General features: G+C 50.5%; 23 protein-coding genes, 2 tRNA genes and 3 rRNA genes. 4 read left to right on the top strand and 24 right to left on the bottom strand.

Annotated features, from left to right (window positions below; genetic code table 11):
* Window positions 1-14: 14 nt before the first annotated feature.
* The 16 genes from JWZ98_RS17980 to serA form a co-directional block, all read right to left on the bottom strand.
* Entirely contained in the window at window positions 15-629 is a 615-nt protein-coding gene (locus tag JWZ98_RS17980; RefSeq protein WP_033158338.1) for a hypothetical protein, read from the bottom strand.
* 100 nt (window positions 630-729) lie between these two features.
* Complete coding sequence (gene queC / locus JWZ98_RS17985) at window positions 730-1,422, bottom strand: 7-cyano-7-deazaguanine synthase QueC (RefSeq protein WP_033158337.1); 693 nt, start codon at window positions 1,420-1,422, stop codon at window positions 730-732.
* Window positions 1,412-2,056, bottom strand: a complete 645-nt coding sequence (gene queE, locus JWZ98_RS17990; RefSeq protein ID WP_205451253.1) for a 7-carboxy-7-deazaguanine synthase QueE — start codon at window positions 2,054-2,056, stop codon at window positions 1,412-1,414. The genes queC and queE overlap by 11 nt, the downstream gene beginning before the upstream one ends.
* Window positions 2,057-2,068: 12 nt before the next feature.
* On the bottom strand, window positions 2,069-2,929 hold the full coding sequence (gene ybgF / locus JWZ98_RS17995; protein ID WP_205451254.1) for a tol-pal system protein YbgF: 861 nt from the start codon (window positions 2,927-2,929) through the stop codon (window positions 2,069-2,071).
* Window positions 2,926-3,492, bottom strand: coding sequence for a peptidoglycan-associated lipoprotein Pal (gene pal, locus JWZ98_RS18000; RefSeq protein ID WP_205451255.1), 567 nt, complete (start codon window positions 3,490-3,492; stop codon window positions 2,926-2,928). The genes ybgF and pal overlap by 4 nt, the downstream gene beginning before the upstream one ends.
* A gap of 64 nt (window positions 3,493-3,556) precedes the next feature.
* On the bottom strand, window positions 3,557-4,822 hold the full coding sequence (tolB, locus tag JWZ98_RS18005) for a Tol-Pal system beta propeller repeat protein TolB (RefSeq protein ID WP_225893123.1): 1,266 nt from the start codon (window positions 4,820-4,822) through the stop codon (window positions 3,557-3,559).
* Window positions 4,823-4,862: 40 nt separating this feature from the next.
* Complete coding sequence (tolA, locus tag JWZ98_RS18010; RefSeq protein ID WP_205451256.1) at window positions 4,863-6,383, bottom strand: cell envelope integrity protein TolA; 1,521 nt, start codon at window positions 6,381-6,383, stop codon at window positions 4,863-4,865.
* A gap of 8 nt (window positions 6,384-6,391) precedes the next feature.
* Window positions 6,392-6,802, bottom strand: coding sequence for a protein TolR (gene tolR / locus JWZ98_RS18015; RefSeq protein WP_225587463.1), 411 nt, complete (start codon window positions 6,800-6,802; stop codon window positions 6,392-6,394).
* A gap of 44 nt (window positions 6,803-6,846) precedes the next feature.
* Window positions 6,847-7,524, bottom strand: a complete 678-nt coding sequence (gene tolQ, locus JWZ98_RS18020; protein ID WP_020483188.1) for a protein TolQ — start codon at window positions 7,522-7,524, stop codon at window positions 6,847-6,849.
* On the bottom strand, window positions 7,524-7,919 hold the full coding sequence (ybgC, locus tag JWZ98_RS18025; protein ID WP_205451257.1) for a tol-pal system-associated acyl-CoA thioesterase: 396 nt from the start codon (window positions 7,917-7,919) through the stop codon (window positions 7,524-7,526). The genes tolQ and ybgC overlap by 1 nt, the downstream gene beginning before the upstream one ends.
* 18 nt (window positions 7,920-7,937) lie before the next feature.
* Window positions 7,938-8,972 (bottom strand): Holliday junction branch migration DNA helicase RuvB, encoded by a 1,035-nt coding sequence (gene ruvB, locus JWZ98_RS18030; protein ID WP_240348370.1) that lies wholly within the window; start codon window positions 8,970-8,972, stop codon window positions 7,938-7,940.
* Entirely contained in the window at window positions 8,972-9,574 is a 603-nt protein-coding gene (gene ruvA / locus JWZ98_RS18035) for a Holliday junction branch migration protein RuvA (protein WP_171694306.1), read from the bottom strand. Before ruvA ends, ruvB begins: the two co-directional genes overlap by 1 nt.
* Window positions 9,571-10,068 carry a crossover junction endodeoxyribonuclease RuvC gene (gene ruvC, locus JWZ98_RS18040; RefSeq protein ID WP_033158328.1) on the bottom strand — a complete coding sequence of 166 codons (498 nt, stop codon included), beginning with the start codon at window positions 10,066-10,068 and terminating at the stop codon, window positions 9,571-9,573. Before ruvC ends, ruvA begins: the two co-directional genes overlap by 4 nt.
* 33 nt (window positions 10,069-10,101) lie before the next feature.
* Window positions 10,102-10,854 carry a YebC/PmpR family DNA-binding transcriptional regulator gene (locus tag JWZ98_RS18045; RefSeq protein ID WP_171694305.1) on the bottom strand — a complete coding sequence of 251 codons (753 nt, stop codon included), beginning with the start codon at window positions 10,852-10,854 and terminating at the stop codon, window positions 10,102-10,104.
* A 68-nt stretch (window positions 10,855-10,922) separates the two neighbouring features.
* Window positions 10,923-11,564 (bottom strand): HAD-IB family phosphatase, encoded by a 642-nt coding sequence (locus tag JWZ98_RS18050; protein WP_205451259.1) that lies wholly within the window; start codon window positions 11,562-11,564, stop codon window positions 10,923-10,925.
* On the bottom strand, window positions 11,561-13,144 hold the full coding sequence (gene serA / locus JWZ98_RS18055; RefSeq protein ID WP_205451260.1) for a phosphoglycerate dehydrogenase: 1,584 nt from the start codon (window positions 13,142-13,144) through the stop codon (window positions 11,561-11,563). The genes JWZ98_RS18050 and serA overlap by 4 nt, the downstream gene beginning before the upstream one ends.
* 97 nt (window positions 13,145-13,241) lie before the next feature.
* Between serA and JWZ98_RS18060 the strand changes: the two genes are divergently transcribed.
* The gene (locus tag JWZ98_RS18060) at window positions 13,242-13,718 is read left to right on the top strand and encodes a TlpA disulfide reductase family protein (RefSeq protein ID WP_171694303.1); all 477 of its coding nucleotides are present in this window, start codon (window positions 13,242-13,244) and stop codon (window positions 13,716-13,718) included.
* A 136-nt stretch (window positions 13,719-13,854) separates the two neighbouring features.
* Here the strand turns inward: JWZ98_RS18060 and rrf are convergent.
* The 6 genes from rrf to tyrS form a co-directional block, all read right to left on the bottom strand.
* Window positions 13,855-13,970, bottom strand: a 5S ribosomal RNA gene (gene rrf, locus JWZ98_RS18065).
* A gap of 164 nt (window positions 13,971-14,134) precedes the next feature.
* Window positions 14,135-17,029 (bottom strand): 23S ribosomal RNA (locus JWZ98_RS18070).
* A 368-nt stretch (window positions 17,030-17,397) separates the two neighbouring features.
* Window positions 17,398-17,473 (bottom strand) — tRNA-Ala (locus JWZ98_RS18075).
* A gap of 117 nt (window positions 17,474-17,590) precedes the next feature.
* Window positions 17,591-17,667: transfer RNA gene (locus JWZ98_RS18080), tRNA-Ile, on the bottom strand.
* Window positions 17,668-17,727: 60 nt separating this feature from the next.
* Window positions 17,728-19,261 (bottom strand): 16S ribosomal RNA (locus JWZ98_RS18085).
* Together the 16S, 23S and 5S rRNA genes with 2 tRNA genes alongside form the textbook arrangement of a ribosomal RNA operon.
* Before the next feature lie 374 nt (window positions 19,262-19,635).
* Window positions 19,636-20,832 (bottom strand): tyrosine--tRNA ligase, encoded by a 1,197-nt coding sequence (gene tyrS, locus JWZ98_RS18090; protein WP_205451261.1) that lies wholly within the window; start codon window positions 20,830-20,832, stop codon window positions 19,636-19,638.
* A gap of 144 nt (window positions 20,833-20,976) precedes the next feature.
* On the opposite strand from tyrS, the gene JWZ98_RS18095 reads away from it, so the two are divergent.
* Window positions 20,977-22,269, top strand: coding sequence for a peptidoglycan DD-metalloendopeptidase family protein (locus tag JWZ98_RS18095; RefSeq protein ID WP_240348090.1), 1,293 nt, complete (start codon window positions 20,977-20,979; stop codon window positions 22,267-22,269).
* 4 nt (window positions 22,270-22,273) lie between these two features.
* On the top strand, window positions 22,274-23,389 hold the full coding sequence (locus tag JWZ98_RS18100) for an anhydro-N-acetylmuramic acid kinase (protein ID WP_205451262.1): 1,116 nt from the start codon (window positions 22,274-22,276) through the stop codon (window positions 23,387-23,389).
* Here JWZ98_RS18100 and erpA read toward each other — a convergent pair.
* Window positions 23,381-23,713, bottom strand: a complete 333-nt coding sequence (gene erpA, locus JWZ98_RS18105; protein WP_033159303.1) for an iron-sulfur cluster insertion protein ErpA — start codon at window positions 23,711-23,713, stop codon at window positions 23,381-23,383. The two genes, JWZ98_RS18100 and erpA, sit on opposite strands and share 9 nt — an antisense overlap.
* Window positions 23,714-23,950: 237 nt before the next feature.
* Between erpA and JWZ98_RS18110 the strand changes: the two genes are divergently transcribed.
* On the top strand, window positions 23,951-24,448 hold the full coding sequence (locus JWZ98_RS18110) for a histidine phosphatase family protein (RefSeq protein WP_205451263.1): 498 nt from the start codon (window positions 23,951-23,953) through the stop codon (window positions 24,446-24,448).
* 16 nt (window positions 24,449-24,464) lie between these two features.
* On the opposite strand, the gene nirJ is transcribed toward JWZ98_RS18110, so the two are convergent.
* Window positions 24,465-25,604 carry a heme d1 biosynthesis radical SAM protein NirJ gene (gene nirJ, locus JWZ98_RS18115; RefSeq protein WP_205451264.1) on the bottom strand — a complete coding sequence of 380 codons (1,140 nt, stop codon included), beginning with the start codon at window positions 25,602-25,604 and terminating at the stop codon, window positions 24,465-24,467.
* Between the last annotated feature and the right edge of the window lie 3 nt (window positions 25,605-25,607).

Raw genomic sequence — 25,607 nt, forward strand, 5'->3', positions numbered from 1 at the left:
GTTTGATGGGTGCGCTATTCGGCGACATTTATAATCGTCAATGCACTCCGGCATTTATGTACTTTGTCGTTGATTATTTGCGCGGCGTTATCGACGCTTTCAGCGACCGCTTGCAGACTTTGCAGATACTCTCCCGCTTGCGAAGCTTCTATCCGGGAGTTGGCAGCAATCACCCGAGCCGCCCTAGCCGGATGCATCACATCCGCCAACTTAATCAGTAATTCCGAAACCTGGATAATAAACTCTCGATGACAAATCTGCGTTCTTAGCCTGACTTCCTGCAATGGGGTGGCTAAGGAATCGGCATATCTGGCTCCGACAGCCAACTGCCCCACTTTCTCGAAGCGTCTGCATGCTTCGGTCATGCGCTGTTCATTGACTGTCAGACGATAAAGATGGAATGCGTATTCGTTGATGTTATTGACCAATTCGATCGTATCCTTGGCCAATTCGTTTATGAAGTCCGTGATGGGTTGGAAGCCCTTGGCCTTTTCACCGGCCCTGAAAGCAATCGCTTTGGCATTGGCTGCCGCGAGAGAAATTTCCTTGGCCACTTCCATCACCGCGCTCAATTCGGCGGCTATGGAAGCCACGGCGACAAATTGGGACTTGGTTTGATTGACTTGCATACTGAAAGACCCTCAGATCGACGATAAATTTATTTATAGCTTAGCCGACAAATAAATCCCCGTGCTATTTGAGTTTCCAATAAATGCGCGTCAACCCCGGTTATTTAGGTCGATAATGAGTTGGATCGGTCACACCCAGATTTTGGAAACCGGCCGCCCGCAATCTGCAGGCATCGCACACACCGCAGGCTCTGCCTTTGATATCCGCTGAATAACAGGAAACGGTATCGGCATAATCGACGCCAAGCGCCAGACCTTGTCGAATAATTTCGGCTTTACTAAGTGCTATCAGCGGCGTGTGAATTTGAATTTTATGGCCCTCCACCCCGGCTTTGGTGCCCAGGTTGGCCATATCTTGAAAAGCTTTGATAAATTCTGGCCGACAATCGGGGTAACCGGAATAATCGACGGCGTTCACGCCGATGAATACGTCGTGAGCGTTCACCACTTCCGCCCAACCCAGGGCAAATGCCAGGAATATAGTATTTCTGGCAGGCACATACGTTACTGGAATACCGGCTTGCGGTGAAGTCGGCACATCGATCCGAGCGTCTGTCAACGCGGAACCACCTATTGCGCTCAAGCCGAGATTGATAATCTTATGGTCGGCGACCTGGTAATGCTTGGCAATCCTCCTCGACGCTTCCAATTCGGCATTATGGCGCTGGCCATAATCGAAACTCAGAGCGTAGCAAGTAAACCCTTGTTGTTTGGCAAGTGCCAGGACTGTTATTGAATCCAGACCGCCGGACAGTAAAATGATGGCCGGCCTGGAACTGCTGCTATTTTCCACGCGCGTCGTTCCAAAGAAATTTATGTAATTGAATTTGAAACCGAACCTGCAGTTGGTCGGCCAAAATACGCTCAGCCAGCTCGGTCGGCGACATCACATCCATCACCGGCGAGAACAATACTTGGCAATGTTCAACTAAGCGATACAACTCAAGTTGTTGCTTGGCCCATTGGTAATCGGCAGCATCGGCAATCACGAACTTGACTTGATCGTGGGACGTTAAATACTGGATATTGTCATAGCGATTGCGCTCAAGCTCTCCGGAGCTCGGCGTTTTCAAATCCATGACTTTACTGACCCGGCTGTCAACCATCGACACATCCAATGCACCGCTGGTTTCCAACGAAACCTGGTAACCAGTATCGAGCAGTCTGACCATTAAAGGATTGCAGCCCGGTTGCACTAGAGGTTCGCCGCCGGTTACCGTGACATAGCGGGTGTCGTAACGGCCAACTTGCAGGAGAATGTCGTCGATGCTGAGTTTCTCGCCGCCAGCAAAGGCATAAGCGGTATCGCAATAGGAACAGCGCAAGGGACAGCCGGTCAAGCGAATAAATACGGTGGGTAACCCCACCGTATTCGCTTCACCCTGTAGTGAATAGAATATTTCGGTAATACGTAGCGTTTGCTCCATCCCAACGCCAATTTATTGCGGCATTTGCGCCAGCTTTTTTTCCGCCAAATGCGCGGCAGTGGTGCCTGGATAACTGGTCGTCACTCGCGTCAGATAATCGCGAGCTTTTGCGGTGTTTTGCAGATCGAATTCGATATAGCCTAGTTTCAGCAAGGCATCAGGGACTTTCGAGCTATTGGGATATTGACTAACCACTTTATTGAATGCGGCGCGCGCCGCGTCGAACTCGCGGTTGATCTTATACGCTTCCGCCAACCAGTACTGAGAATTGTCGGCAAACTCGCCGGCCGGAAAATCCTTCAGCAGCTCCTGAAACATTTTGATGGCTTGGGCATTATGGCCATTGCGTAAAGTGTCGTAAGCCGATTGATACCTTTCCTTTTCGTTGCCTTGTGCCGCTGTCGTGGTCGGCTTATTGTCCACAACGGGCGCAGCCGGAGCAGGGGTCGCAGTTGCAACGGGTGCCGGAGTTGGTGTAGCCGGGGCCGTCGCCGCAGCGGGTTGAGCAGCAATAACCGGCACTTGTCCAGTGGCAGCCGTATCGGCAGGAGCTGGAGCTGGCGTTTGACTTGGCGGCGTTTGCCCACCTGCGGTAAGCGCCTGCACCCGATCATCCAGATCGGAGTACATATTGCTTTGTTTTCTTTGCAAGTCGGCGATGGTCTGGGATTGCTCCTCGACCATGCCGCGCAATTGTTGCACTTCCGACTGTAACTGCTCCAATCTGCCCAATACCTCAAAAATAGCATTGTCAGTGGCGGCCGGCTGCGCATAAGCATTCACAGCCGGGTAACCCGCACCGTTAGGCGCAGCAACAGCTCCGGCGCTTAGACCGGAGCCAAGCGTCAGTATCAGAAGTGCACGCTTACTCATTGATAGCCAACTTCCACGCGGCGATTTTGTTGCCACGCTGACTCGTCATGACCAGAAACAGCGGGCTTTTCTTCACCGTAGCTCACCACTTCCAATTGGCTTGCGGTAACGCCTTGCGAACGCATCATTCTTTCCACGGATTTTGCCCGTTGCTCACCGAGTGCGATGTTGTACTCACTAGAACCGCGCTCGTCGGCATGGCCGGATAGAATCACGTGTTGGTTAGGGTGAGAAGCCAAATAACGGGCATGCGCTGCTACCACCGGCACGTAATCTTGTTTGACTTGGCTGCTATCCAATTCAAAATAAATCACTTGTTTGGACAATGGATTGTTAGGGTCGCTAAACTCAGGCCCCAGATTCGCGCCGGAACCGGAACCAAAGCTGCTGCCATTGCCTGAACCAAATTGGCTGCCGGACATGGAACCGTCATTGTAACCGCTGGTAGACGCATCAGTTCCTTGGGTAGAATCGGCCAAACCTTCTTCTTCGGTTGAGCTACAGCCTGTTGTTACCAAAATCGCAGTCATGGCCAAAGCCAAATAGGTTTTGTTAAATCTCATCAATTTTCTCCAAATATTAATTAAAACTCAGGTAGCGATAGTGTGAGGGCTATCGCGCTTGCAATCAAGGTGCCCAGGCCGGTTCACGGACCTCGCCACTCTCGAATGCCAATTTCTGTTGCATCGCGCCATCGGTGGATACCACCGATAAGGCCGACCGGCCGCCGCGATTCGCGGCAAACAAGACCATGCTGCCATTAGGCGCAAAACTGGGCGATTCGTCAAGATTACCCTCGGTTAGCACGTTCACAGTGCGCGAGGCCATGTCCATAACCGCAATCTTATAGCCACCGCCACTACCCGTTACCATCGCCAGGCTTCTGCCATCGGCGGAAAAACGGCCTCTGGCGTTATAGTCGCCTTGGAATGTAACCCGGCTAGCTTTGCCCCCCGAAGCTGGCATCAAATAAAGCTGCGGTTTGCCGCCTTGATCAGACGTAAACAAGATAGAGCTGCCATCCGGCGACCAGGTCGGTTCGGTATCGATAGATAAACTGTTGGTCAAGCGCGTCAAAGAGCGGCTACCCAAGTTCAAAACGTAAATATCGGGACTGCCGTCCTTAGAAAGCGTAACCGCCAGACGACTACCGTCCGGTGAAAAAGCCGGCGCACCGTTGATGCCCGGATAAGAGGAAACGCTTTCACGTTGTCCCGTCGCCAAAGTCTGCACCCAGATTTCCGAACGTTTGGTGTGGAAGGATACATAAGCGATTTTGCTGCCGTCAGGCGACCAAGCCGGCGCCATAATAGGTTCCGGAGATTCGGCAATAGTCCGGGGGTTATAACCATCGGCATCGGCCACTTGCAGCATGAACTGCTTGCCATTGCCGCGGCGCACGCTGGTGACATAAGCAATCCGGGTATTGAATGCGCCTTTGCGGCCGGTCAGTTTTTCGTAAATCAGATCACTGATGTGATGCGCGGCACGACGCAATTCGTTAGCGCCGGCCGTCAAACGGTAACCCATCAATAACTGGCCGTTATGCACATTAAACAAATGAAACTGGATGTTGTAGCTGCCACCATTACCGACCACTTGGCCTATCGCCATATAGTCTTGGCCTAGTACCTGCCAATCCTTGAAATTAACCCGCTCGGGTTCGCTGGGCTTGGTCAGCATATCGTCTTCGGACAAGGTTTTGAAAAACCCGCTGCCACCCAAATCAGAACTGATCACATCGGACAATTTAACATTGCCGATAGAACCTTGTTGAGCAAACGGCACGATGGCGATAGGCACCGCAGTTTGCGAACCTTTGGTAATTTCTATGGTTAAACCGGCCGCCTGCGCCACTGTAAACATCCCAGCCAAAATGCCGCCGACTAACATTCTTGTGATTAACATCATTCTCTCGTTTCCGTTTTACTGATTATTCCGGTTTAAACACAAAGGTGAAAACTCTAAATTCCTGATTAAATAAATTTCTATCTTGTGGTACCGGCAAAGGCGAGGCTTTTCTCACTGCATTCTCCGCCGAACGATCAAAAATCGGATCACCACTACTACCAATTACCACAGCGTCCATCACATCACCACTAGCCAACAATTTTACCTGAATTGTGCATCTCAAGCCTTGCGTTGCGTTGATCGGCCGCGTCCAGGCGCCTTCGACTTTGCGCGCAATCATCTGTTTGGCAGAATCAACAGCCTGTTTATCCGATGCCGCTTTTGCCGCAGCCGCCGCGGCTGCTTCCGCAGCCTGCCGTTCTTTTTCCGCTTTTTCAGCCGCCGCTATCGCAGCTTGGCGCTCTTGTTCTGCTTTGGCTTTTGCCGCCGCTTCTGCAGCAAGTCTTTCTTTCTCAGCCTTCTCTGCCTTTTCCGCAGCCAGTTTGGCCTGACGTTCTTTTTCAGCCTTGGCTTTGGCTTCCGCTTCGGCAGCCATGCGTTCTTTTTCGGCTTTTTCCGCCGCTATTTTGGCTTGGCGTTCTTTCTCCGCTTTCTCGGCAGCGAGTTGTTTATCTTTTTCCGCTTTGGCCCTGGCCTCAGCCTCGGCGGCTTGCTTGGCTTTTTCCGCATTAAGCGCAGCCTGTTTTTCTTTTTCGGCTTTAGCTTTTTCGTCAGCTAACTGCTTTTCCTTTTCCGCTTTGGCCTTGGCTTCCGCTTGTTTTGCTTGTTCTTGGCGCTTGGCCTCCTCGATCTTTTGCTCCTGCAGCTTTTTTTGCTGCTCCAGAGCTTTTTGTTCCTGCAACTTCTTTTCCTGCTCCAGCTTTTTGATTTCGGCTTCCTGCTGTTTCTCGCGCGCTTCCTCCGCCAGTTTTTGTTCCTTCAACTTGGCTTCGCGTTCCATTTCCTGTTGTTTTTGCTTTTCCAGCAATTTCTGTTTCTCTACTTCCCTTTGTTTTTCCGCCAACTCCTTCTGTTTTTCCAGTTCGGCTTGCTTCTGCTTTTCCGCTGCTTCCTTTTGTTTGTCCAGTTCGGCCTGTTTCTGCTTTTCCGCGGCTTCCTTGGCTTTTTTCTGTTCCAGAGCTTGCCGTTCCTTGGCCTCCTCTAACTTTTTTTCCTCATCCTTACGCTTCGCAGCGAGCTGTTCCTGCATCTTCTTTTCTTCTAATGCTTCCTGCTTGCGCTTTTCAGCGGCTTCCTGAATTTTTTGCTCTTCAAGCACACGTTGCTTTTTAGCTTGCTGCAACAACTGCTCTTCGGCTTTTCTGGCGTTTTCCAGTTGCTCTTGATGCTGTTTCTCGGCTTGCTGCTTGTTTGTTTCGTTCTGCTTTAAGCGCTCGGCTTCCGCATCGATTTCCGCACCGTCCAATACAGTCGCTTCAATAATGTCCGCGGGCGGCGACATTTGCGCGTCGTCAGTCTCGGTGAGAAAACTGAAACTGAACAACAACACAATCAGAATATGTAGCGCTATCGCCTGCGCGAGCGAAGGTTTAAAACTTTTCATGGTGGTGTTTATTTGCTGTCTGGCGGCGGCGCGGTCATCAAGCCCACTTTGGGGGCGCCGGTTTTCTTCAACTCAACCATCACTTTGACGATACTGCCGTAATCCACTTCATGGTCGCCACGCACGTAGAGCTGGGCTTTGGGATTATTTCTGAATACCGCCGCTACTCTGGTTTTAACGGTATCGACATCGACAGGCGTATCGGCTTCTTCATCGCCATTGCCAATATCGACGTATAAACTGCCGTCCTTTTTGATCGAAACGATCACCGGCACCTGATCTTGTAAATCCACAGACTCGGCCTCGGCTTGCGGCAACTCGACATCGACACCGGTTTGCACCAGCGGCGCGGTAATCATGAATATCATCAACAGCACGAAGGTAACGTCGATATAGGGTACGACGTTGATTTCGGCCATTACCCCGCGTTTTTTTCGCGATCTACGATTGCTGCCGCCCACATTCATTTGCTGTGCGCCTGTCTTTGTAGTAATACCACGAACTCGTCGACGAATAACTCGTAACGGCCGGCCAAGCGATCCAAACGGGTAGAGAAGCGGTTATAGGCAATTACCGCTGGAATCGCCGCGAACAAACCGATCGCGGTAGCAATTAACGCTTCGGAAATACCTGGAGCGACATTCGCCAAGGTAGCATTTTTAATTTCGCCCAAAGCGCGGAACGAGTTCATGATGCCCCAGACAGTGCCAAACAAACCGATATACGGACTGGTAGAACCGACTGTCGCCAAAAACGGCAAAGTCTCGTCCAACCTATCCAACTCGCGGGACAATTCGATACGCATGGCCCGTTGCGCACTTTCGACCTGGACAGAGGGTTCGACATCGCCTTTCTGGCGCATCCGTGCGAACTCGCGGTAGCCGGCCAGAAAGATTTTTTCGATACCTTCCGGCTCGAACCGGTCGCTGGACATCTTTTTATACAACTCGGCCAAACCGACGCCAGACCAAAACTCCTCTTCGAAATCGTCGGTAATGGCTATGGCCTGTTTCAATTCTTTCCGTTTGGAGAAGATGAAGGTCCAGGACGCAACCGATGCCGATAACAGAATGAACATAACAAACTGCACGACGATACTGGCTTCTTTGACCAGCGTCAGGATGGATAAATCGGTATTCATTAGCTTAAATGTTCCAAAATAGCAGAGGGAATAAGTTTGGGCTTCATGCTTTGCGCATCAAGGCAGGCAATCCGGATTTCACCCGTGCATAAAATATCTTGTTGCCGGGTGATCGCTTGTTCAAAGGTAAAATTAGTTTTTTTGTACTCTATAACTTTTGCACTAACGTCCAACAGTTCGTTGAAGCGGGCAGGTTTTAAATAGTCTACTTTCACGGAACGGACTACAAAAATCAGATTTTGTTCGGCTAGAAGATTATCCTGCTCAAAACCCACACTACGCAGCATTTCGGTTCTGGCCCGTTCAAAAAACTTCAAATAATTCGCATAAAACACTACGCCGCCCGCATCGGTATCTTCGTAATATACTCGTACCGGCCAGTTAAATTCTTTCATTCGTCTCTTAACGAATTATTAAATGTCAAAGATGTCATCGCTGCCGATTTGCTGCCTGGGCGCGGGCAGGCCAAAATGACTGTATGCTTTATGCGTGACCACTCGCCCCCTGGGGGTGCGCATTATAAAACCCTGCTGCAGTAAATAAGGTTCCAACACGTCTTCAACCGTGCCACGTTCCTCGCTGATTACCGCAGCCAGCGTATCCAGGCCAACCGGACCGCCTTGAAAATGTTCTATCATGGCTGTCAGTAATTTCCGATCCAGCATATCAAAGCCTTGCTGGTCTATTTTCAGCATATCCAAGGCTTGTTTGGCAATCTCACGAGTCACCGTGCCGTTGCCTTTGACTTCGGCAAAATCGCGCACTCTACGTAAGAGTCGGTTGGCGATGCGCGGCGTGCCTCGCGAACGGCAGGCGATCTCGTCGGCACCGCCGCCGTCCATGCCGATATTCAATAGTTTTGCGGAGCGACTGACGATACTGGCCAGTTCCTCAACGGTGTAAAACTCAAGGCGTTGGACGATACCGAAACGGTCGCGTAAAGGCGATGTCAACAAACCGGCTCGGGTCGTCGCGCCTATCAGCGTAAATGGCGGCAAATCCAGCTTAATCGAGCGGGCTGCCGGGCCTTCGCCTATTATAATATCAATTTGGTAGTCTTCCATAGCCGGATACAGCACCTCTTCCACCGCGGGACTGAGCCTATGGATTTCGTCGATGAATAACACATCATGGGCTTGCAAATTGGTCAGCAAAGCCGCCAAATCGCCGGCTTTATCCAGCACCGGACCCGAGGTTTGACGAATGTTGACATTCATCTCCGCAGCCACGATGTTGGCCAGCGTGGTTTTCCCCAAACCCGGCGGGCCGAAAATCAACACATGATCCAACGCTTCAGAGCGCGTTACCGCCGCCTGGATAAAGATTTCCATCTGCTCGCGGAGTTCTTTTTGCCCGACATAGTCTTTCAAGCGCTTGGGGCGAATGGCTCGGTCCACTCGCTCTTCGTCATTATTACCGTGCGCAGTAACCAATCTGTCGCTTTCAATCATTTAACCGCACCGCGCAGCGCCAGACGAATAATGTCCTCGCAGCTTTTATCTTCCGCAGCAACCGCTTGCACCATCCGCGCCGCGTCCGCTGGCTTATAACCCAAAGCACACAACGCGCTAATCGCTTCTTGCTTGGGACTTGCTGCCGAACCGGGAAGTGAACTTGGGCTATCACTAGCTGCTGTTAGTTTGTTTAGTTCCGGTAAACGACCACGCATTTCGATAATCAAGCGTTCGGCGGTTTTTTGGCCGACGCCCGGCAATCGCACCAAACCTTTTACATCGTTATCATGGACGCAACGATAGAATTCTTCGGTACTTTGCCCGGACAGAACAGTCAACGCCAGCTTGGGGCCGACGCCATTGACTTTGATCAGGGTTCTGAACAGCATGCGTTCGCTTTCCGTGGCAAAACCGAACAGGATATGCGCGTCCTCGCGAACCACGAGATGGGTATGCAGCTTAACTACTTCACCCAATGCCGGCAGGTCGTAAAAGGTATTCATCGGCGCTTCGATTTCGTAACCGACACCGTGTACGTCCAACAACAGTTGCGGAGGAGCTTTGTAAATCAATTTACCGCATAAAAAACCGATCATGAAATCGCCTTCTGCAAACGCATCGCGGTCTCCTGATAGTGGCTATGACACAGGCCAATCGCCAATGCATCGCTAGCATCGATCTGCATGTCACCTTGAATGCTCAACAAAATTTTCACCATATGCTGCACTTGCTGCTTATCGGCATTGCCCTTGCCTACCAAGGCCTGTTTAACTTGCCTAGCCGCATATTCGAAAACCGGCAGATCTCGATTTAAGGTGGCGCAAATCGCAGCGCCGCGCGCTTGCCCTAGCTTCAGGGCAGAATCGGCATTCTTGTGCATAAACACTTGCTCTATGGCCATTTGCTCAGGACGGTACAACTCAATCACCTGGCTAACACCATCAAAAATCTGCTTCAAGCGCTCGGGAAATTCGTCGGATTTGATACGAATGCAGCCGCTCGCTACGTAGCGAATACCGCGCGATGTCGACTCCACCACACCGTATCCGGTGATGCGCGAGCCGGGATCTATACCTAAAATTCTGGTCAACAGTGTATTGGTGCGAGTAATTTTGCGGTGTGATTAGGCATCGAGCGCAGTCATGATGTCATCGCTGATGTCGGCATTCGAGTAAACGTCTTGCACATCGTCCAGATCTTCCAAACGGTCGATCAGCTTCAGCATTTTTTCGGCGGATTCGCTATCCAATTCAGTCTTAACGTCGGCATGCATCGTCACTTCGGCGTTTTCCGGCTCGAAGCCCGCAGCAAGCATAGCTTCCTTGACGGTCATATAGTCTTCGGGGGTGGTAAACACATCGATAGAACCATCGTCGTTGGTGACCACATCCTCGGCCCCGGCTTCCATCGCGGCTTCCATCACTGCGTCTTCATCAACACCATTGGCGAAGCTGATAATACCGACCTTGCGAAACATATAAGCCACCGAACCGTCCGTGCCCAAGTTGCCGCCAGCCTTAGAGAAGGCGTGCCTGACATCGGCGACGGTACGATTGCGATTATCGGTCAAGCAATTCACCATCACCGCCGTGCCGCCAGGACCATAACCTTCGTAACGCACCTCTTCGTAAACCACGCCATCGACCGCGCCGATGGCCTTTTTGATGGTGTTGTCGATGGTATCGCGCTTCATGTTAGCACCAAGCGCTTTATCAATAGCGGTACGCAAACTCGGATTATTGGCGGGATCACCGCCACCCGATCCTTTTGCGGCCACGGTAATCTCGCGAATCAGTTTGGTAAAAATCTTGCCGCGTTTTGCGTCCTGCGCGCCTTTGCGATGCTTGATGTTAGCCCACTTACTATGCCCAGCCATTCTATCTCTCTGAATCTGCTAAAAATTTGGAAATTTTACCATCGTCCCGCCGGCTTATCGACCCTTGCTTACAATACTAGCGGCAATATAGCCGCTAACGAAGCATCCGAGACGTAGCTATCCGCTTGCTCTTCCACCAACGACCTGCGGACTACACCGCCGAAACCGATCATATAGGCACCGGCCAATTTAGCTTCCAGATCGGTCTTGCCATCGCCTATCATGACCAAGGACGAATGATGCATCCTCAGTCGGCGACAAATCCGGGCTTTGCCGCCACTGACGGCCAACGGCGAGTGTCGGGCAAAATCCTGGTAATTACCGTCTTCGTCAAACAGCACATCAACCGCATGCACATGCGCTTCCGGTATGCCCAGTTGCTCCGCCAAAGGTAGTATCGCCTGCCGCAAGCCGCCGCTTATGATGTGGATCAGCTTATTATTGGCTTGCAGGGTTTTAATTGTGTCGCTGACACCGTCAACCATTTCGGCAATATACAACTCGGCGAGCCAGTTTATCGCGGCTTGGTCGGGCTTGATCAAATCCAGTCGGTTCGCGTAGACATCCTCAAGAGGCAATTCGCCGTTCATGGCTGCATCGGTTAACGCCGCAACCTGTTCGAATAAACCGTTACGCCTAGCCAATTCATCGATACCTTCGACCCGGCTCAGCGTACTGTCGCAATCGAAACAAACAACTTCAAAACTCATAACGCGATCTGCCTTGCTGTGTGCACCGCAGGCACCTCACAAACCGATTTCAATACTTGTTCATTTAAGGGATCAGAGATGCTGATGACCATCATCGCCAATTGATGTTCGTCGGCGATACTGACTTGCATGCGGGTAATATTGATATTGGCAACGCCCAAGATCGAGCTAATCGCCGCAATCACGCCCGGCTTATCATCGTGGCGAGTGATCAGTAACGCGCCTTCCGGCACCACTTCAATTTCGAAATGATTGATACTGACCAAGCGTGGATGTTGATTTCCTAACAACGTTCCCGCCAGAGATACCGACTTATCGGCGCAGTGCCCGGTAATTTTGATTAGAGACTGATAGCCTTCCGATTCCTCGGTCTGCGACTCAATCAACGCAATCCCCTGGCGTTTAGCAATATTCTCGACATTAACCCGGTTGACCGGCGTGGAAAGTTGCCCACCCAGCAAACCGACCATCGCTTCCGCGGAAATCGGCCGAATTTTCACTTCTGCGGCCTTACCGAATACCGCCACTTCCAGCCTTTGAATAGGCTGATCGATCAGGCCAACCAGAACTTTGCCAAGAATGTTGGCTAAGTTCATAAATGGCTGAGCCTTAGTCAATTCTTCTGCGGACAACCTAGGCAGATTCAGCGCATTTACGGCTTCACCGGTTTGCAAGTATTTAACGGCCTGACGGGCGATCTCGACACTGACAGCGACTTGCGCTTCTTTGGTCGAAGCGCCCAAATGCGGCGTAAATACCACATTATCCAGTGTAAGCAGTGGCGAATCCTTGGGGGGCTCTTGCTCATAAACGTCCAGCGCGGCGCCAGCGATCCGGCCGTCTTTCAAAGCATCATATAATGCCGATTCGTCAACCAAGCCGCCGCGCGCGCAATTGATCAACCGTGCAGATTTTTTCATCATCGCCAATTGTTCCCGGCCGATAATGTTTTTGGTTTTTTCCAGCAAAGGGCAATGCAGAGTCAAATAGTCGGCTTGTTTAACCAGGGTCTCCAAGTCGACCATTTCCGCGCCATGTATGGCAAAAACATCCGGCGCCACAAACGGATCATAAGCGATCACCCGCATTCCCAAACCGTTGCCGCGTTGCGCGACTATCCGGCCGATAGTACCAAAACCCAGCACTGCCAGAGTTTTATGAGCAATTTCGGCGCCCATCAACTTAGAGCGCTCCCATTTGCCGTCTCTGACCGATTGATTGGCAAACGGTAGATTGCGACTCAAGGAAAACATATGCGCGATAGCGAGTTCCGCGGTCGTGGTGGCATTGGCATCAGGCGTATTCATTACGATAACGCCTTGTTCAGTAGCGGCATTTAAGTCAACATTATCGACCCCTATGCCGGCACGCCCAACCACCTTCAGGCGAGTCGCAGCTTTTAAAACTTTAGCTGTCACCTGAGTATCGCTGCGAATCAATAAGGCGTCGAACTCCGGAATAATCTCGCACAACTCGTCTTCATTTAAGCCGGTTTGGATATGTATCTGTATACCGTCCTGGACATTCAAGAAATTAATGCCGTCTTCCGCAAGCTTGTCTGAAATCAGTATCTTTTTCATAGCCATGACTGGATTATTGGATAAGGCCGGCATTTTAGCAGCTTTGCTATAATCGCCGTAATGCGCGTTCCCGACAAACAACCAAAGTCTATTACTTATGAGAATAAAATCGGCGCTTGGCGTCCTATCGGTGATCTGTTTACTTGGCGCAATCGCCTGGTGGCTGACTTACACTAAAAGTTTCGCCCCCAACGCCGTTTTTACAACATTGACAGGCGAACGACTGGCAATTGCCGAGCTAAAAGGCAAGCCCGTATTGATAACATTTTGGGCAACCGACTGCCCTAGCTGTCTTGAGGAAATTCCGGATTTGATCGCATTACATCAACAAGGCCTGAAAATCATTGCTGTGGCGATGCCATACGACCCGCCTAGCCGCGTGCAAACATTAGCCAAAGAACGTCAGCTTCCCTATCCAGTTGCTCTTGATATAGATGGTAGTCTTGTACACGCTTTTGGTGATGTGCAATTGACCCCAACGATGTTTTTAATAGACAAACAGGGCGTGATCATCATGCACAAAATCGGCGCTTTCGATTTAGCATCTTTAAAAACACTTCTGACGCAATTATAGAAAACTACTTTGTAATTTAGCTATAGAGTTGTTGTCTGGTAACAGTAAATCCGCAAAATAGAAGAGAGCGGCAGTAGGGGTGATTTGGGGGTAAAAAAAAGCCCTGCTATGGGTAAGCAGGGCTTTTGGTTTAAGAGCTTGGCGATGACCTACTTTCACATGGCAACCTGCCACACTATCATCGGCGCTAAGCGGTTTCACTTCCGAGTTCGGGATGGGATCGGGTGGTTCACGCTTGCTATGTTCACCAAGCAAACTGGTTTGGCTGTTTTGCAGCCGTCATGCACAGGTTTGAAGCGTATTCGCTTCCCGGCATTTGCCGTTTACCTGTTTTCATGGAAATCTGTATCGAGCTTATCGTTCTCAGTTGGTTATCAGCTTGTCATCTGACCTGACCCAAACGCATTGGGTGTTATATGGTCAAGCCTCACGGGCAATTAGTACACGTTAGCTACGCCCATTACTGGACTTCCACACCGTGCCTATCAACGTCGTAGTCTCCGACGGCCCTTCAGGGGACTTAAAGTCCCAGTGAGATCTCATCTTGGGAGGGGCTTCCCGCTTAGATGCTTTCAGCGGTTATCCTGTCCGAACGTGGCTACCCGGCAATGCCATTGGCATGACAACCGGAACACCAGAGGTTCGTCCACTTCGGTCCTCTCGTACTAGAAGCAGCTTCCCTCAAATCTCAAACGCCCACGGCAGATAGGGACCGAACTGTCTCACGACGTTCTGAACCCAGCTCGCGTACCACTTTAAATGGCGAACAGCCATACCCTTGGGACCTGCTTCAGCCCCAGGATGTGATGAGCCGACATCGAGGTGCCAAACACCGCCGTCGATATGAACTCTTGGGCGGTATCAGCCTGTTATCCCCGGCGTACCTTTTATCCGTTGAGCGATGGCCCTTCCATACAGAACCACCGGATCACTAAGACCTACTTTCGTACCTGCTCGACTTGTCCGTCTCGCAGTCAAGCACCCTTATGCCTTTGCACTCATTGCCTGATTTCCGACCAGGCTGAGGGTACCTTCGTGCTCCTCCGTTACTCTTTAGGAGGAGACCGCCCCAGTCAAACTACCCACCAGACACTGTCCCTAATCCAGATAATGGATCGAGGTTAGAACTCCAAACATACCAGGGTGGTATTTCAAGGTTGGCTCCACGAGAACTGGCGTTCCCGCTTCAAAGCCTCCCACCTATCCTACACAAGTAGGTTCAAAGTCCAGTGTCAAGCTATAGTAAAGGTGCACGGGGTCTTTCCGTCTAGCCGCGGGTACACTGCATCTTCACAGCGATTTCAATTTCACTGAGTCCCAGGTGGAGACAGTGTGGCCATCGTTACGCCATTCGTGCAGGTCGGAACTTACCCGACAAGGAATTTCGCTACCTTAGGACCGTTATAGTTACGGCCGCCGTTTACTGGGGCTTCGATCAAGAGCTTCTCCGAAGATAACCCCATCAATTAACCTTCCAGCACCGGGCAGGCGTCACACCCTATACGTCCACTTTCGTGTTTGCAGAGTGCTATGTTTTTGCTAAACAGTCGCAGCCACCGATTTTTTGCAACCCCCTTCCGCTCCAGTCGCGAGGACCTTCACGTAATGAGGGCATACCTTCTCCCGAAGTTACGGTATCATTTTGCCTAGTTCCTTCACCTGGGTTCTCTCAAGCGCCTTAGAATTTTCATCCCACCCACCTGTGTCGGTTTAGGGTACGGCCACTAGTAACCTGAAGCTTAGAGGTTTTTCCTGGAAGCAGGGCATCTATCACTTCGCTGTTCTTTCGAACCGCTCGTCATCACGTCTCGGCATAGAGCACCCCGGATTTGCCTAAGATGCATGCCTACCTGCTTAAACGGCCACTTCCAACCGACCGCTGATATAGCCTTCTCCGTCACCCCATCGCAGTTACTACTGGTACAGGAATATTAACCTGTTTTCCATCGACTACGCTTTTCAGCCTCGCCTTAGGTGCCGACTAACCCTGCGTCGATTAACGTTGCGCAGGAAACCTTGGGTTTTCGGCGAGGGGGTTTTTCACCCCCTTTATCGTTACTTATGTCAGCATTCGCACTTCCGATACCTCCAGCCGACTTCTCAATCGACCTTCGCAGGCGTACGGAACGCTCCTCTACCACTCACACTTACGTGTAAATCCGTAGCTTCGGTACTATGCTTAGCCCCGGTAAATCTTCCGCGCAGACCGACTCGACCAGTGAGCTATTACGCTTTCTTTAAAGGATGGCTGCTTCTAAGCCAACCTCCTGGCTGTCTGTGCCTTTCCACATCGTTTCCCACTGAGCATAGATTTGGGGACCTTAGCTGACGGTCTGGGCTGTTTCCCTTTTCACGACGGACCTTATCACCCGCCGTGTGTCTCCCGTGCTGGCACTTGCTGGTATTCGGAGTTTGCATCGGGTTGGTAAGTCGGGATGACCCCCTAGCCGAAACAGTGCTCTACCCCCAGCAGTGATACACGAGGCGCTACCTAAATAGCTTTCGAGGAGAACCAGCTATCTCCGAGCTTGATTAGCCTTTCACTCCGATCCACAGCTCATCCCCGTCTTTTTCAACAGACGTGGGTTCGGCCCTCCAGTTAGTATTACCCAACCTTCAGCCTGGCCATGGATAGATCGCCCGGTTTCGGGTCTACACCTTGCGACTAAACGCCCTATTAAGACTCGCTTTCGCTACGCCTCCCCTATTCGGTTAAGCTTGCCACAAAATGTAAGTCGCTGACCCATTATACAAAAGGTACGCAGTCACCCCACGAAGGGGCTCCCACTGCTTGTACGCATACGGTTTCAGGTTCTATTTCACTCCGCTCTCCGCGGTTCTTTTCGCCTTTCCCTCACGGTACTAGTTCACTATCGGTCAGTAAGGAGTATTTAGCCTTGGAGGATGGTCCCCCCATATTCAGTCAAAGTTTCACGTGCTCCGACCTACTCGATTTCACTAGAAAAAGGTTTTCGTGTACGGGGCTATCACCCTGTATCGCCGGACTTTCCAGACCGTTCCACTAACCTTATCCTAGCTTAAGGGCTAGTCCCCGTTCGCTCGCCACTACTTAGGGAATCTCGGTTGATTTCTTTTCCTCCGGGTACTTAGATGTTTCAGTTCTCCGGGTTCGCTTCAGTGAGCTATGTATTCACTCAAAGATGACGCGCTTATGCGCGCCGGGTTTCCCCATTCGGACATCTCTGGATCACAGCCGGTTTGCAGGCTCCCCAAAGCTTTTCGCATGCTACAACGTCCTTCATCGCCTCTTACTGCCTAGGCATTCACCGTATGCGCTTATTCACTTGACCATATAACCCGAATACGTCTGCTTTTACTTAGCCTTGGAAGTTAATCCTGAGCTTTGCTAGGCTTTCTATTTAAGTTATTTGTCAGCTGACATTTTCGCTGATTTTTTCTGCTTGAGAACGACATGCTGTTTGTTTTCTGCCTTTCCCTTTCGAGAACGACGTCATTCAAACCGCAACTCGTTTTAGTGTTGATCATTGCTGATCATTACTATAGTTACAGATTTCCATATTGTTAAAGAGCTATCGGTACGAATACCAATGCTATAAAGTCTTTATCTGTTGCCGCCGATAAAACTGTATAGCGTTGATGTTCACCCACTATTTTTCTTACGTTTGACGAACTGGTTGACCCTCAGCGTTCAGCATGATGGTGGAGCCAGGGAGGATCGAACTCCCGACCTCCTGCGTGCAAGGCAGGCGCTCTCCCAGCTGAGCTATGGCCCCTAAAGCAGACTAAAGACCAAGACTCAAGCCGAAACGTGACTAGACACAGCGCCAGTTATTCTAACCAGGCGTGTGGTCTGATTGTGTTTCGCCTTATTGCTTTCGCCTTTTATGCGTTGGTGGGTCTGGGAGGAGTTGAACCTCCGACCTCACCCTTATCAGGGGTGCGCTCTAACCAACTGAGCTACAGACCCAGGTGCGTCTTTCAATCGAAATAATTTGTTGTGAGTACGTGTAACGGTGTGCCGTCTTTGTAAGGAGGTGATCCAGCCCCAGGTTCCCCTAGGGCTACCTTGTTACGACTTCACCCCAGTCATGAATCACAAAGTGGTAAGCGCCCTCCCGAAGGTTAAACTACCTACTTCTTTTGCAACCCACTCCCATGGTGTGACGGGCGGTGTGTACAAGGCCCGGGAACGTATTCACCGCGGCATTCTGATCCGCGATTACTAGCGATTCCGACTTCACGCAGTCGAGTTGCAGACTGCGATCCGGACTGGGACCGGCTTTTTGGGATTAGCTTACTCTCGCGAGTTCGCAGCCCTCTGTACCGGCCATTGTAGCACGTGTGTAGCCCTACCCATAAGGGCCATGATGACTTGACGTCGTCCCCACCTTCCTCCGGTTTATCACCGGCAGTCTCCCTAGAGTTCCCGGCATGACCCGCTGGCAACTAAGGATAAGGGTTGCGCTCGTTACGGGACTTAACCCAACATTTCACAACACGAGCTGACGACAGCCATGCAGCACCTGTCTCAGAGTTCCCGAAGGCACTCCGCTATCTCTAACAGATTCTCTGGATGTCAAGGGTAGGTAAGGTTCTTCGCGTTGCATCGAATTAAACCACATGCTCCACCGCTTGTGCGGGCCCCCGTCAATTCATTTGAGTTTTAGCCTTGCGGCCGTACTCCCCAGGCGGTCAACTTAATACGTTAGCTCCACTACTAAGTTCTTTAAGAACCCAACAGTTAGTTGACATCGTTTACGGCGTGGACTACCAGGGTATCTAATCCTGTTTGCTACCCACGCTTTCGTACCTCAGCGTCAGTTTTAGTCCAGGGAGCCGCCTTCGCCACTGGTGTTCCTTCAGATCTCTACGCATTTCACCGCTACACCTGAAATTCCACTCCCCTCTACTAAACTCTAGTTGCCCAGTATCAAATGCAGTTCCCAGGTTAAGCCCAGGGCTTTCACATCTGACTTAAACAACCGCCTACGCACGCTTTACGCCCAGTAATTCCGATTAACGCTTGCACCCTCCGTATTACCGCGGCTGCTGGCACGGAGTTAGCCGGTGCTTCTTGTATAGGTAATGTCAGTCTACCGGGTATTAACCGATAGGTATTCCTTCCTATTGAAAGTGCTTTACAACCCTCAGGCCTTCTTCACACACGCGGTATTGCTGGATCAGGCTTTCGCCCATTGTCCAATATTCCCCACTGCTGCCTCCCGTAGGAGTCTGGGCCGTGTCTCAGTCCCAGTGTGGCTGATCATCCTCTCAGACCAGCTACGGATCGTCGCCTTGGTAGGCCTTTACCCCACCAACTAGCTAATCCGACATAGGCTCATCTATTAGCGCCAGGCCCGAAGGTCCCCAGCTTTCCCCCGCAGGGCGTATGCGGTATTAGCGTGAGTTTCCCCACGTTGTCCCCCACTAATAGGCAGATTCCTATGCATTACTCACCCGTCCGCCACTCGTCAGCGCCCGAAGGCCTGCTACCGTTCGACTTGCATGTGTTAAGCATACCGCCAGCGTTCAATCTGAGCCATGATCAAACTCTTCAGTTTAATTTTAACGTGTCACTAAATAAGATTAGTGACCAATCTTGGCTCGACTACAGAACATCTTTTCTTGCGAATTGACGTGGTTTCTGTGTCGACTATTTCTAACAGCACATAGTCGCTACACATACCCACACAAATTATTTCGATTTCGTTTGTTAAAGAGCCAGAGCATTTCGCCCTGTTGAGCCGGCATATTCTACAGCGTTTTCAGTGTTTGTCAAATTTATTTTTAAGTCACTTCAAAAACCGAAACACTTAAAACAAATCATCCTGACTTACAACCCAAAGCCGCCAAATCCAGCCGACCTCTTCACCGCTCAATCCAACAAACCAGAGCAGTGAAGAGCCGCTCATTCTAATCACCCAAAACCCTCCCGTCAAGAAATTATTTCTATTCGCGCAAACTTTCTTTTCCCTACTTGATAAACATGCCTCGCAGGCGCCGAAATTAAAGCTTTGGGATCCTCAAGTTTTTCACCATCAATCTTTACTGCACCTTGTTTGATCAAACGTAGTGCTTCAGAAGTACTTTCCACTAACCCAGCATTTTTCAACACATTAGCAATCGGCATTCCCTGTTCATCGACTTTAATTTGAACCTCCTCGATAAAATCCGGCAACGCCCCACGCTGAAACCGGGCCTCAAAACTTTCCAGAGCCGTTTTTGCAGCCTGCAACCCATGAAATCTACCAACAATCTCCTGCGCAAGCGCAACTTTGTAATTTCTTGGGTTCTCGCCACTCTCGCACGCAGTCCGCCAATTTTCTATTTCAGTCATTGGCTTAAAGCTCAACAATTTGAAATAACGCCACATGAGTTCGTCGGAAATCGACATGATTTTACCAAACATATCGTCAGGCGCATCCGCAATGCCTATGTAGTTATTAAGTGACTTAGACATTTTCTGCACGCCATCAAGCCCTTCCAAAATCGGCATAGTCAACACGACCTGAGGTTTTTGCCCATAACCTTCCTGCAATTGCCTACCCATCAACAAGTTAAATTTCTGATCCGTACCACCCAGCTCAACATCCGCTTTCATGACCACCGAGTCATAGCCTTGTATTAAGGGGTACAAGAATTCGTGAATTGCAATCGGTTGACCACCCTTATATCGCTTACTGAAATCATCACGCTCCAGCATTCTCGCCACGGTATTTCTTGCCGCCAACTGGATTAGCTCAGCACTGGTCATCGCCCCCATCCATGCCGAATTGAACTTAACCTCAGTTTTATCGGGATCAAGAATTTTGAACACCTGCGCCTGATAGGTTTTCGCGTTTTCCGCCACTTCTTCACGACTCAACGGCTTACGAGTGACGTTTTTGCCAGTCGGATCACCTATCATCGCGGTAAAATCGCCGATCAAAAATTGCACGTTATGCCCGGCATCCTGAAATTGCTTCAGCTTATTAATCAGCACCGTGTGCCCCAGATGCAAATCAGGCGCGGTCGGGTCAAATCCGGCCTTGATTGTTAGCGGCCGATTTTCCTCCAATTTTTTGACCAAATCAGATTCCAGCAAAATTTCTTCAGCGCCGTAACGCAACTGAGCCAAGGTTTCTTGCAACAATTTATTCTCCAATTAGCCTTAAGTTTTGGCCGCGCATTATAAGTGATGGAATTGTAGGGAAGGATAAAAAATGGCCTTTTGTTGGCCTTATGCACCAAAATTCCCTACAATGAAACGCTCGACAAACAATGAAGTGTGATTACTGTGAAGAACAGAATACTCAAGTCGGTGCTTTTAGGCACCTGCACCGTTGTTGCCGCCAGCGCAAGTTACGGATTGATACCGCATAAAGGTTTTGAAGACGCAAAAACCTTGGAGCAAGACAGACTGATCTCGTCCAAGATCAACCAATACACCAAATACGTAGAACCTCCCGAAGCGCAACACCTCAACATCACCGAGGAACTTGAACACACCGTCAAATCCGGCGAGAACCTCTCCAGCATTTTTTCCGCACTCAATTTAAGCCGGGAAGACTTGCATAAAATCATCCACGCCAACCCTACGGGCAAACAATTCGCGGACGTCGAACCAGGTCAAGACGTCGTCGCTACGTTGAACGCTTCAGGTGAACTGGAACAGTTGACTTACAGCAAAAATCCGTTCGAAACATTGATTGCCACGCGGCATGACGACAATTTCGACGTGGAACTACTCAGTAAAAAAGTTGATTACCAAATTGCCAGCGCCAAAGGCTCTATCGATTCCTCACTGTTCGAAGACGGCATGGAAGCAGGCCTGCCGGAAAAACTAATCCTGAAACTGGCTGACATCTTTGCCTGGGACATCGACTTCGCACTTAATTTAAGAGACGGCGACCAATTTACCGTCGTCTATGAAAAGCTGTTTGTAGACGGTAAAGAATTCGATACCGGCGAGATCCTGTCAGTTGAATTCGTCAACCAAGGCAAAACCTATACCGCCGTGCGCTTCGAAGACAACCAAGGCAACACCGGTTATTACACCCCGGACGGCAACGGCCTGCGCAAAGCCTTTCTGCAAACGCCGATGGATTTTGCCAAAATCAGCTCGCACTTTGATTTGCACCGCAAGCATCCCATCCTGAACACCATCCGCGCTCACAAAGGCGTCGATTATTCCGCAGCCATCGGCACACCAGTTAAAACCACCGGTGACGGCAAAATCGTCTTCCGCGGCGTGAAAAACGGCTACGGCAATGTAGTGGAAATCGAACACGGCCAAAAATACTCAACTTTGTACGCCCACCTGTCCGGTTTCAAATCCGGTCAAAAACTCGGTAGCGCCATCAAACAAGGCGACGTGATCGGTTATGTCGGCAAAACCGGCTTAGCTACCGGCCCGCATTTGCATTATGAATTCCGTATCGGTGGCATGCATGTCAACCCGGTTACCGCCAAAATACCGCACTCCATGCCTATGGACAAAGCCTTATTGGCCAAATTCAAAGCACAAACCCAGCCATTTTTGGCGCAACTGAAACAAGCCAAAGGCGACGCACTGGTTGCTCAAAACTAATACAGTGTCCGAGCTTTATATAGGCTTAATGTCAGGGACCAGCGTCGATGGTATCGATGCTGGTCTTGTGGATTTTAGCAACGGCAAAATACAACTTGTCGCATTCCATTACCAACCATTCCCCCCCGAACTCCGGCAAAAAATTCACAAGCTTAGTCAAGCGAATCAACCTGTTTTATTAACAGATTACGGCTCGCTGGATAGCCAGATCGGTCGTTTATTCGGCGAAACCGTGCTGACTTTATTAAGTAACGCTCAGATCCCAGCGAGCGCAATCAAAGCTGTCGGTAGTCACGGTCAAACCGTTTATCACGCCCCGGAGACTGCCAATGGCTTTTCTCTGCAAATCGGCGATCCGAATCGCATCGCCGAAATCACCGGCATCACCACCGTCGCCGATTTTCGCCGCCGCGACATTGCCGTCGGCGGCCAAGGCGCGCCGCTGGTTCCAGCCTTTCATCAAGCGGTTTTTAGCGACGCAGCACAAGCCAGAGTCATCGTCAATATTGGCGGCATCGCCAACATCACGGTGTTAAACGATAAACCGGTCATCGGCTTCGATACCGGCCCCGGCAATGGTTTAATGGACTGGTGGTGTCAAAAACATTGCAACCAGCCTTATGACCGTAACGGCGATTGGGCAGCCAAGGGCAAAGCGCACCTTGCCTTGCTCGCAGCTTTAAGTGACGACGATTACTTCCGGCTAGCGCCACCGAAAAGCACTGGCAAGGAATATTTTTCGCCTGCATGGTTACAGCAAAAGCTCAGCTTATTTCCAGACCTTGAGCCCGAAGATATTCAAGCCACACTCTGTCAATTCAGCGCCGATACTATCGCCGACGCCATTAATCAATATGCGCCGCGTACCTTGCAAACCTTGATTTGCGGCGGCGGAGCGCATAACGGCCAATTGATGAAGCTGTTACGGAAAAGTCTGGATATGTCTGTAACGTCGACAGCGGAACGGGGAATCGACCCGGACCATGTCGAAGCGATTGCTTTTGCCTGGCTGGCACGGCAAACCCTGAACAATTTGCCGGGAAATCTATGCAGCGTCACGGGCGCAGCTACGCCCGTGGTATTAGGTGGGATTTATCCGGGTAAAAACGGCTTAAGCTGAGAAAGACGAGCCGCAACCGCAGGTAGTGGTCGCATTTGGATTGCGAATCACGAATTGCGCGCCAGACAAGTCCTCCTTGTAATCGATTTCGGCACCGCTAAGATACTGAATACTCATCGAATCGATCAGCACTGTCACACCGTCTTTGAGGATTTGCGTATCGTCGTCATTCACCTCTTCGTCAAAGGTAAAACCATACTGAAATCCGGAACAGCCGCCACCGCTGATATAAACTCTGAGCTTAAGATTATCGTTACCCTCTTCCTGAATTAAACCCGCTACTTTTTGCGCTGCACTGTCGGTAAAAACAATAGGATCGGACATATAAAACTCTATAAGCAATTGAAAGATTGAGCGATTATGACTATACCCAGTAATTCAGTCAAGAATTATCCATTATATTTCCCAGGCTAGCGGTTAAAGCCCTAAAGGCGTAACAACCAGGCAACTATTTGCGCTAAATTTAGCTGGAACTTAAACACACTCCGTTGCTTCGCCGAAAGCCCAAACGTGTCGATAGCCGAAGATTCCAGTTAAAACTGTCCGACAAGGAGACCAACCATGCTTATCACCTTCCTCAGACACGCTACCGCAGAAGTTGGCGGCTTATCGCTGCCCGACTCGGACAGAGCCTTAATCGATAAAGGCGAAAAGCAGGTAAAACGCATTGCTGCATTTTGTTTGGCCAACGGCTTAATTCCGGGATCAATTTATTGCAGCCCGCTGTTACGCGCCCAACAGACCGCAAGGATCCTCAACCAAAGCCTGCCTGGCAGCCCAGCCCCGCAAACCGTTAGTTGGTTGGCAATCGAAACAGCTACACCCACTATACTCATCGAACTTAGCAAACTCGCCCAGCGTGGCATAAGCGACGCATGGCTAGTCGGGCACGAACCGGACTTTTCGATTACCATTTCCCGGCTTCTGGGCACGACTCCCGACAACATTGTTATCAAAAAAGCCTCTCTGACTCGATTGGATGCCAATTTTTCGGATCAAGCTTCGGCTAAATTGCTGTGGAGCATCCCATGTGCATTGATGCACCAAGGTCAAACCTAACCAAACTCAAGCCCATCTAAGCAAAAATTTCTTCGTCCAACAGATAACAGCCCGGGTCCTCGGCCCAAAAATCGCCCGTCATTTGCTGCGCGCGAACCCGCGTATTACCGTTGCAGATGCGTTGATAATGACATTCACCACAGCGTCCCTTCAGCGGCCGCGGCGACGCTTTCAATCCGGCCATCAACGGATCATTGACGTCCACCCAGATTTCGGAGAAAGGTCGTTTACGCACATTGCCCAAGCCGTAATCCCACCAAAACGTATCTGGATGGACATTACCGAGATTGTCAATATTGGCGACATTGACGCCGGAGGCATTGCCTCCCCATTGTTCCAGTTTGGTTCGAATATGCTCTGCGCGCTCAGGAAAGCGGCGCTTGACCCAATGTAGAAAATACACGGCGTCAGCGTCGTTGTTACCGGTCACTACCTCGCGGTGCAAACCTTGCTGCTCCCAACTTAAAGACTTTTCGAACAAACTGTCCATGACTTTGCGGGTCAACTGAAACTCGGCGTCGTCCTTACGGTTTTTGTTACCGCGGCCACCGTAATTCAAATGCGACAGGTAGAATTTATCTATGTCTTCGTCGTCCATCAATTGCAACAAACCCTCGAAATCGTGGGCGTTGTCTTGGGTCAGCGTAAATCTGACACCGGCTTTAATGTCGTGTTCACGGCATAAACGAATACCGGCTAGCGACGCCTCGAACGAACCTTGCTTCTGGCGGAACGTATCATGGGTCTGGCCAATGCCATCCAGGCTAACACCGATATATTGGTAGTCGATGGCGGCAATTTGCTGGATGTTAGATGGATTAATCAAGGTGCCGTTACTGGACAAAGCCACATAAAATCCCATGTCACGAGCACGCTGCGAGATAGCAAAAATATCCGGATGCAGCAACGGCTCACCGCCGGACAGAATCAATACTGGGACTTTAAACGCCTTCAAGTCGTCCATCACCGTGTAAATTTCCGGCGTGCTCAATTCGCCGGGGAAATTAATGTCGGCGGAGGTGGTATAGCAATGTTTACAGGTTAAATTACAGCGGCGGATCAAGTTCCAAATCACTACCGGCCCGGCGGGTTTGCGCGGCGCCGTCAGCGGGGTTGGATGCAGCAGTTCGCGCATGTATTGGCTGAGTCTGAACATGCG

It is taken from the genome of Methylomonas sp. EFPC1 (assembly GCF_016925515.1).
In the GTDB taxonomy this organism is placed as follows: Bacteria; Pseudomonadota; Gammaproteobacteria; order Methylococcales; family Methylomonadaceae; genus Methylomonas; species Methylomonas defluvii.